This window comes from Nonomuraea sp. NPDC049709 (assembly GCF_040674815.1).
In the GTDB taxonomy this organism is placed as follows: domain Bacteria; phylum Actinomycetota; class Actinomycetes; order Streptosporangiales; family Streptosporangiaceae; genus Nonomuraea.
The window spans coordinates 21,149-28,954 of sequence record NZ_JBFANM010000118.1 but is presented as its reverse complement, the minus strand read 5'-3'; the positions used below and the strand labels follow the sequence as shown (position 1 = coordinate 28,954).

9 protein-coding genes are annotated in these 7,806 nt (G+C 71.6%); 4 read left to right on the top strand and 5 right to left on the bottom strand.

Features of this window, described 5'->3' with window-relative positions; all coding sequences use genetic code 11:
• Positions 1 to 117: 117 nt before the first annotated feature.
• Positions 118 to 309, bottom strand: a complete 192-nt coding sequence (locus AB0J69_RS56775) for a ferredoxin (RefSeq protein ID WP_364136727.1) — start codon at positions 307 to 309, stop codon at positions 118 to 120.
• A 6-nt stretch (positions 310 to 315) separates the two neighbouring features.
• A complete protein-coding gene (locus AB0J69_RS56770) occupies positions 316 to 1,506 on the bottom strand; it encodes a cytochrome P450 (RefSeq protein ID WP_364136725.1) in 1,191 nt (396 codons plus the stop codon).
• 96 nt (positions 1,507 to 1,602) lie between these two features.
• Between AB0J69_RS56770 and AB0J69_RS56765 the strand changes: the two genes are divergently transcribed.
• Positions 1,603 to 2,208, top strand: a complete 606-nt coding sequence (locus AB0J69_RS56765; protein ID WP_364136723.1) for a helix-turn-helix domain-containing protein — start codon at positions 1,603 to 1,605, stop codon at positions 2,206 to 2,208.
• Positions 2,209 to 2,382: 174 nt separating this feature from the next.
• Complete coding sequence (locus AB0J69_RS56760; protein ID WP_364136721.1) at positions 2,383 to 2,916, top strand: hypothetical protein; 534 nt, start codon at positions 2,383 to 2,385, stop codon at positions 2,914 to 2,916.
• A gap of 11 nt (positions 2,917 to 2,927) precedes the next feature.
• Here AB0J69_RS56760 and AB0J69_RS56755 read toward each other — a convergent pair whose 3' ends face one another.
• Complete coding sequence (locus AB0J69_RS56755; RefSeq protein ID WP_364136719.1) at positions 2,928 to 4,589, bottom strand: hypothetical protein; 1,662 nt, start codon at positions 4,587 to 4,589, stop codon at positions 2,928 to 2,930.
• A 106-nt stretch (positions 4,590 to 4,695) separates the two neighbouring features.
• Positions 4,696 to 5,526, bottom strand: coding sequence for a L,D-transpeptidase family protein (locus AB0J69_RS56750; protein ID WP_364136717.1), 831 nt, complete (start codon positions 5,524 to 5,526; stop codon positions 4,696 to 4,698).
• 98 nt (positions 5,527 to 5,624) lie between these two features.
• Between AB0J69_RS56750 and AB0J69_RS56745 the strand changes: the two genes are divergently transcribed.
• Together AB0J69_RS56745 and AB0J69_RS56740 are read left to right on the top strand one after the other, a co-directional pair.
• Positions 5,625 to 6,101: a YbaK/EbsC family protein gene (locus AB0J69_RS56745; protein ID WP_364136715.1), complete on the top strand. Its 477-nt coding sequence runs from the start codon at positions 5,625 to 5,627 to the stop codon at positions 6,099 to 6,101.
• Positions 6,102 to 6,111: 10 nt separating this feature from the next.
• A complete protein-coding gene (locus tag AB0J69_RS56740) occupies positions 6,112 to 6,684 on the top strand; it encodes a GNAT family N-acetyltransferase (protein WP_364136713.1) in 573 nt (190 codons plus the stop codon).
• Positions 6,685 to 6,836: 152 nt separating this feature from the next.
• Here the strand turns inward: AB0J69_RS56740 and metF are convergent, their stop codons facing one another.
• Positions 6,837 to 7,757 (bottom strand): methylenetetrahydrofolate reductase [NAD(P)H], encoded by a 921-nt coding sequence (metF, locus tag AB0J69_RS56735; protein ID WP_364136711.1) that lies wholly within the window; start codon positions 7,755 to 7,757, stop codon positions 6,837 to 6,839.
• Positions 7,758 to 7,806: the final 49 nt, after the last annotated feature.

Sequence of the window (7,806 nt, the reverse complement as noted above, 5' to 3'; positions counted from 1 at the left end):
CCGTTTTCAATGAGCGTTGTGAAACGTTTGGCGACAGTCGCGCTCATCCTGCCCGTCCTGCTCGTCGCGGCGGCGGCCGGGTGTCGTGTCAGGGGGTTGTCAAGGCGAAGGCGGGCGTCACGAGACCGAGATGGCCCCGGACGGGCAGAGGGTCACGGCGCGGCGGACGGCGTCCTCCAGCTCCTGCGGCGGCACGTCCTGCAGGAGCACGACCGTGCCCTCGTCCTCGCTCTGGTCGAACACCTTCGGCACTGTCAGCGCGCACATGCCCGCGCCGATGCACACCGTTGTATCTGCCTTGATTTCCATGGTGACCTACCAAGTGACAGGGAGGCGGTGCACTCCATAGATGCTCATGTCCGAGCGCATCGGCACCTCCTCGGGCGTTACCGCCAAGCGTAGGCCAGGCAGGCGCCGCAGCAGCGCAGGGTAGGCGATGCGCATTTCGGCGCGGGCGAGCTGCTGGCCGAGGCACTGGTGGATGCCGTGGCCGAAGGTGAGGTGCCCGGCGACGGGGCGGGCGACGTCGAGCCGCTCGCCGTCGGCGAAGCGGGACTCGTCGCGGTTGGCGGCGGGCAGGTGGATGGTGACCGTCTCGCCGGCCCTGATCGTGGTGCCCTCGATCTCGACGTCCTCGACCGCCGTACGCAGCGGGCCGAGGTGGATGATCGTGAGGTAGCGCAGCAGCTCCTCGACGCCGTTGTCCACCACCGAGGGGTCGTCGCGCATGGCGGCGAGCTGGTCGGGGTTCGTGAGCAGCGCGTACGTCCCCAGCCCCAGCATGTTGGCCGTCGTCTCGTGCCCCGCGATCAGCAGCAGCATCGCGACCCCGGTGAGGTCCTGGTCGTCCAGTTCCCCGCTCTCGACGAGCCCGCTGAGCAGGTCGTCGGCCGGCTCCTCGCGCTTGCGCTCGATCAGCCCCGCCAGGTACGCCCAGATCCGCCCCATCGCGTCCAGCGCGTCGTCGGCCTTGGTCTCGAGGTTGACCAGGATCCTGGAGTCCTCCTGGAAGCGCGCACGATCCTCGTACGGCACCCCGAGCAGCTCGCAGATCACCAGCGAGGGGATCGGCAGCGCGAACGCCTCGACGAGGTCCACAGGGCCGCCCGCGGCCTCCATGGCGTCCAGGCAGGCGTTGGCGATCTCCTCGATCCTGGGTTCGAGCATCTTCATCCGGCGCACCGTGAACTGCCCGGTCAGCAGTTTGCGGAAGCGCGTGTGCTCGGGCGCGTCCATGCGCAGGAAGAACCCGGGCGGGACCTTGAACCGCCCCTTCTCGACCAGCTCCATCCTGGACGGGAGCGGCGGGTGCATCGTCTCCGGCCGGTTGCTGAAGTGCGGGCTCGCCAGCACCGCCCGGGCGGCCGCGTAGCCGGTCACGAGCCAGCCCAGGTGGCCGTCCGCGTACGTCATGCGGTGCATCGCGCCCTGTCGTCGCAGTCGCGTCACCTCCTCCGGAGGGTCGAACGGGCGCTGGCGGGCGGTGGGCAAGGTCAGTTCGGACATGTTCCGGCTCCTTTCCGAGCTCCTCCCCCAGAAAACCTCAATGGATGCAAAATTTAAATGGGTGAAAATCATAAGCGGGTGCAGTATAGTTCCGGCATGGTGGGACTACGGGAGCGCAAGAAGCAGCGCACGCGCCAGGCGCTGATCGAGGCGGCGCTCCGGCTGTTCGAGGAGAAGGGCTTCGAGGAGACCACGCTCGCGGAGATCGCGGCGCGGGCCGAGGTGTCGACGCGCACGTTCTTCAGCTACTTCGTCAGCAAGGAGGACGTGGTCTTCTACGACTCCCAGTCCCGGCTCGACCTGGCCGTGGCGGCCCTGGCGGCGCGCAAGCCCGACGAGTCGGTGACCGACCTGCTGCTCAGGATCATCGACGTGAGCTTCGACCACGTGCTCGTGGCCCAGGACCTCACGTTCGAGGACGCGGCGCTGCGGGCGCGGCTCGTGCTGACCGAGCCGGCGCTGCAGGCGCGGGCACTGCACCTGCTGTTCGACAGTCAGCTCAAGCTGGCCAGGGCCCTGCACGAGGCGTTCCCCGAGCGGCTGACCCTGGTGGAGTCGGCGGCGGCGGTGGGGGCGCTGATCGGGGCGGTCAAGGTGGCGGTCATCGCCAATCTGGAGCAGGACCACTCCCTGGAGGAGATCATCGACACCGCGCGCCGCGCGGCCGACGTGGCGCTCGCCGGCCTGCGTTCCCTCGGGTAGGGCTCCGGCGGCGGTCATCGCTCGGCCCGCGTCCCCTCGGGAGGGCCCCGCGGCGGGGACCGTGCGGCCGCGTCCCCTCGGGTGGGTCGAGGGGCGGGAAGCGCGACCGGCTCGCCCCGGATGGCGCATTTTTGAGAAGCTGTCCCCCGGAACGCGGAGCGGAGAGGAGCGCGGATGTCGGGGAGCGGTCGCGGACGGCCGGTCGATGTCGTCCTGCTGGCCCTGGGGCCGGTCCTGGTCGCCGCGTACGCGGTCACCGGTCACCTGGCCGTCCGTACGGCGGTGCGCGCGCAGATCGCGGGCCCCGAGTGGGAGGGCGGCTCGATCGACTCCTCCGGGATGACCTCGCTCGGCATCGACACCTGGCGGGTGACCTGGTGGACCGCGCTGGTCGTGGGCCTGGTGGCGGTGGCCTACACGGCCATCGGGACGCTGCTGCGGCGGGCGGGCCGGGGCCGCACGCTCCTCCTGGTCGTCTCGGGCGTCCTCATCGTCCCGTACGCCCTGGGGGTCTTCGTCGCGATGAACAACCCCGTCAAGCTCCTGGCCCAGCTGTACGACTCCCCCGACTTCGCCGCCGGTCTGCCCCCGTGGCAGCCGTACAACTTCCTCCTCCTGCTCGCCGCCGGGCTGATCCAGGCTGTCGGGCTGCCGATGGCCTCCGCGAAGGGCAGGCGCGCCACCGTCGGCGAGCCGGCCCCCTCCTGAAGCGGCGGCGGTCACCGGCAGAGCGGGTTCGACCAGGTCGTCCAGCCCTGCCTGGCGCCGCCCGCGCCGGTGGCGGCCCAGCCCCGCGGCGGCGGCCCGGCGTCCGGCGGGACGACGGCCGTGCACACGCCCGGGGGAGGAACCCCGTCGAAGCGTTCGATCTCGGTCCACCACACCCGGTACGACAGCGGCACCCACACGTTCCACTTCACCCCGGCCGCCACCGCCACCCGGCCGGGAGGTGGCGCGGGCAGCCGGTCCGGGCCCGGCGCGGGCGGGGCCGCGGGCGCCAGATGCGCGATGAACGCGACGTGGATAAGTGCCAGCACCCCCGTGACCAGCGGCCGTGCCCGGCGGGCGGTGAGCAGGGCCGCGCCCGCCAGGCAGGCCAGCAGGACGAGCGCGGCCAGGGAGGCGGCGCCCAGGTCGAGCGAGTCGCGCGTCCCCGTGAGGAAGATCACCTCGGGGAAGTCGAACGCGATGAACGCGTGGCGCTGCAGCCGGTCTCCCGCGTACCAGGCGGCCACGCCGCCGGAGACGGCCAGCAGCCCCGCTGCGGCGAGCGCGCTCCGCGCCACCGCGAGCCGCCCGCCGCGCAGCAGCACGAGCATGCCGGCCAGCGTCCAGGCCACGGCGACGCAGGCCAGGTAGCGGCCGTAGACGTAGTTGCCGACACGGTGCTCGTCCGGCAGGGCGGCCGAGGAGGCGTACGCGATGCCCAGGGTCACCAGCAGCAGCGCGCCCGCCAGGACGCGATGCTCGAGGGGCGCGGCCCGCCGGGCCAGCAGGGCCGCCGCCCCCGCCAGGCCGACGCCCGCCAGGCCCCACGTACCGGCGATGAGGTACCAGAGCTGCCCGGCCGCGCCCGACAGCGCCCACGCCTGCCCTTCCAGGCTCGTGAGCCGGGCCAGCAGCAGTCCCGACAGGTCACGGGGCCCGCCGGGGTACAGCGCGGCCTCCAGCGCCCCGTTGAGCGCCTGGCCCGCCACCGCGCCGGCGACCGCAGAGGCCGACACCGCGATCGCCGCCCCGCGCGGCAGCCGCCGCAGCACCACGGCCACGACCGCCAGGATCACCGTCCCCCGCAGGTGCACCGCCATCGCGTACGCCGCCAGCCCGCCCGCCGCGATCCCCGCCCTGGCCGAGCCGTAGGCGACCAGGTCGTGCACCGCCACCAGCCAGCCCAGCACGAGCACCGGCAGGATCGCGTCGGCCAGCGCGTACCCGGAGAACACCATCAGCCCGGGTGACAGGCCGGCCGCGAAGGCCAGGACCAGCGCTGCCCGCCGGCCCAGGCGGAGCCGCCGCAGCAGCAGGTACGCCACCGGGTACGCGGCCGCCGCGGCCACCGCCCCGATCCCGGTCACCAGCCGGTACGCCGTCTCCGGGTCGGGCGTCAGCCAGAAGACGGGGACGAGCGGCAGCGCGTACCCGGCCTGGTAGAACGTCGAGCCGGACAGGTCGGCCCCGGCGCCGCCGGCCAGCCACCGGGCGGCGAGCAGGTAGCCGGTCTCGTCCGGGTTGGCCACGGGCCCCGCGTGATAGCGGTGCAGCCACAGCCGCAGCGCCACCTGCGCGACCCATCCGGCGGCCAGCGGCCACCACACCCAGGACCGGCCACCGCTCCGGCGCACGGCCGGAGCGGGCGTCCGCACCATGAACGCGGTTGTCATGAGCTCCCCCCAAAGTCAGGAGGAAGCCCACCAGAACGGCGATAACCCGCCCGTCACCGAATCCGGTTATGCGGGCGTTACGCCGGGCGCGGAGCAGCCCAGGGGCTCAGGGGCGCTTGAACTTGCCCCGCACGTGCACCGGCACGCCCTTGCCGAGCATCCCGGGCAGCACCTCGGCCACGTTCATCGGCATGCGCACGCACCCGTGGGAGGCCGGGAAGAGCGGCACGGACAGCGCCCCGTGGAACGCGATGCCGCCGTTGAAGAAGATCGGGTTGTAGAGCTCGCCCAGGTAGGACTTGTGCCAGCCGCTCGTGCGCCACGTCGTCCGGTAGTTGCCGGTCGGGGTGCTGGCCGAGCCGCAGAACTGCTGCTCCTTGCCCTGCCAGGTGGTGGTCTCGCAGTAGGGGACGCCGCTGCCGGAGGAGATGTGGGTGATCAGCTCAACCTCGCCGTCGACGTACATGACCATGACCTGCTTGGTCAGGTTGACCTCGGCGCGGGTCGGCTTGCCGTTCCTGACCAGGATCTTGGGCGCCTTCGGCGTCTCCAGGGCCTCCCAGGTCCGCTTGGCGACGGTGCTGGTCGGCCTGATGCCGTTGACCTTCTGGAACGCCCACACGGCCGCCAGCGTCGTGCCGCCGTACCGGCCGTCGACCTTGCCGGGCCGGTAGCCGAGCTCGATCAGCCGCTTCTGCAGCCAGGTGACGGACTTGCCCTTGGCGCCCAGTTTGAGGGTCTTGCGAGGGGCGGTGACCGCGGGCTCGGTGGTGGAGGGCGTGGCGGACGGGCCGCTCTGGCCGGCCGCCGAGGAGGTGGCGGCCGTGGCGCCGGGCGACGCGTCGGTACGCCGCTCCGCCGGCGTGCCGCAACCCGAGACGACGACCGCGCAGGCCGTCAGGAGAGCAGCCACCCCGGGCAGCCGTCGAGCCACCACGCATACCACCTCTCATTGACTTAAAGAACAGATCAGAGGACCCTACACCACTCACCATGAATAGGTAATCAAGCCGTCAACCTGTTTAGAGTGTCTTCATGTCTGAGAAGTTGCCGGCGAATGCCGTCGTCGTTGAATCCGCGCTGCGCGAACTCGGGGCGAGCGGCGAGATCGTGGTCCTGCCGGAGAAGGCTCCGACTGCGGCCACCGCGGCGGCCCAGCTCGGGTGCGAGGTCGGCGCCATCGCCAACAGCCTGATCTTCGACGCCGACGGGGCCCCGCTGCTCGTGCTGACCAGCGGCGCGCACCGCGTGGACGTGGAGCTCATCGCACGTACGGCGGGCGTCCGGCGGGTACGCCGGGCGACGCCGGAGTTCGTCAGGGAGGCCACCGGCCAGCCCATCGGCGGCGTGGCCCCGGTCGGGCACCCCGCGCCCGTGCGCACCCTGGTCGACAACTGGCTGAGCAAGCACGAGGTGGTGTGGGCGGCGGGCGGGCATCCGCTGACGGTGTTCCCGACGACGTTCGACGAGCTCGTGCGGATCACCGGGGGCACCCCGGTGGACGTCGAGTAGTGTGCGACGGGTGATCGAGTTTCGCGGGGCCGGTCCGGCCGAGTTCACCGAGCGGCTGGAGACGGTGATCGAGATTTACACGGCGGCGATGGACCCACCCGTGGACCAGATCACCGGCCGCAAGACCATCATGCGAAATCATGGGACATATCCCCATTTTCAGTGTTATTTCGCGGAATTGCGTGATTCATCCCCCGAGTTGCCCGCCCCTGAACCCAGAGTCGTCGGCTTCGCGTACGGTTTCCGGGGCGCGCCCGGGCAATGGTGGCACGACGTCGTCCTCAGGGGCCTGGAGGATCAGCTCGGCCAGGAGGCGGCCAACGCCTGGCTCGGATTCGCGTTCGAGCTGGCCGAGATCCACGTGCACCCCGACTACCAGGGCAAGGGCATCGGCCGCGCGATGATCAGGACGCTGTGCGCCGGCCGCCGCGAGCGGTCGGCGGTCCTGTCCACCCATGACCGGCCCACCGCCGCCCGCCACCTCTACGCCAGCATGGGCTTCACGGACCTGCTGACGAGCTTCGTCTTCCCGGGCGGCCACGAGGAATACGCGATCGCGGGCCGCCCCCTGCCGCTGACCTGAGCGTCACGCCTGATGAACCTGTGACCTGAGGGTTTGCCGTGGCATGACGCCGGGCAGACCTTAATCACGGAAAGTAACCGACCCTTTACCGATCCGGCCGCCGTCCGTCACCCGCCCGGTCCCCCTGCGGGCGGGTGGCTGGACTGCCCGGCTCAGGCGGTCAGCGGGATCCGGTCGAGCCGCTGGAACACCTCGCGGGACGCGCTCGACCGGTTGAACGTGATGAAGTGGATGCCCGGCGCGCCCTCGTCGAGCAGCCGCTGGCACAGCTCGGCCCCGTGCTCGATGCCCAGCCGCCGCACCGCCGCCGGGTCGTCCTTGACCGCCTCGAACCTGGCCGCCACGTCCGGCGGGAACGGCGCCCCCGACAGCTGCTCGGAGCGCGCGATCGTGCTCATCTGGGTGACCGGCATGATGCACGGGATGATCGGCGTCTCGCAGCCCCTGGCCGCCACCCGGTCGCGCAGCCGCAGGTAGTCCTCCGCCTGGAAGAACATCTGGGTGATCGCGTAGTCGGCGCCCGCCTCGCACTTGCGGACGAAGTGTTCGGTGTCGGACTCGATGGACGGCGAGCGGGGGTGCTTGTAGGGGAAGGCGGCCACGCCCACGCAGAAGTCGCCCGACTGCCTGATCAGGCGCACCAGCTCCTCGGCGTAGAGCACGCCCTCCGGGTGCTGCACCCACTCGGCCGTCGGGTCGCCCGGAGGGTCGCCGCGGACGGCCAGGATGTTGCGCACGCCGGCGTCGGCGAAGCGCCCCACGAGGTGGCGCAGCTCGCGGACGGAGTGGTTGACCGCGGTGAAATGCGCCACAGGCGTGAGCGTGGTGTCGTGGGCGATCCGCTCCACGATGTCGACCGTGCGGTCACGCGTGGAGCCGCCCGCGCCGTACGTCACCGAGACGAACGTCGGCCGCAGCGACTCCAGCTCCCTGATCGCCCGCCAGAGCTGCCGCTCGCCCTCGTCGGTCTTCGGGGGGAAGAACTCGAACGAGAACGACCGGCCACCAGCGGCGAGCATGTCGCGGACGGTGGGAACACGATCGGGCCGGATGGAGGGTCGACCAAGCGCCATGGCCCCAAGGCTACCGCTACATCTTCCGAGCCACCGGGCCAGAGGGGAC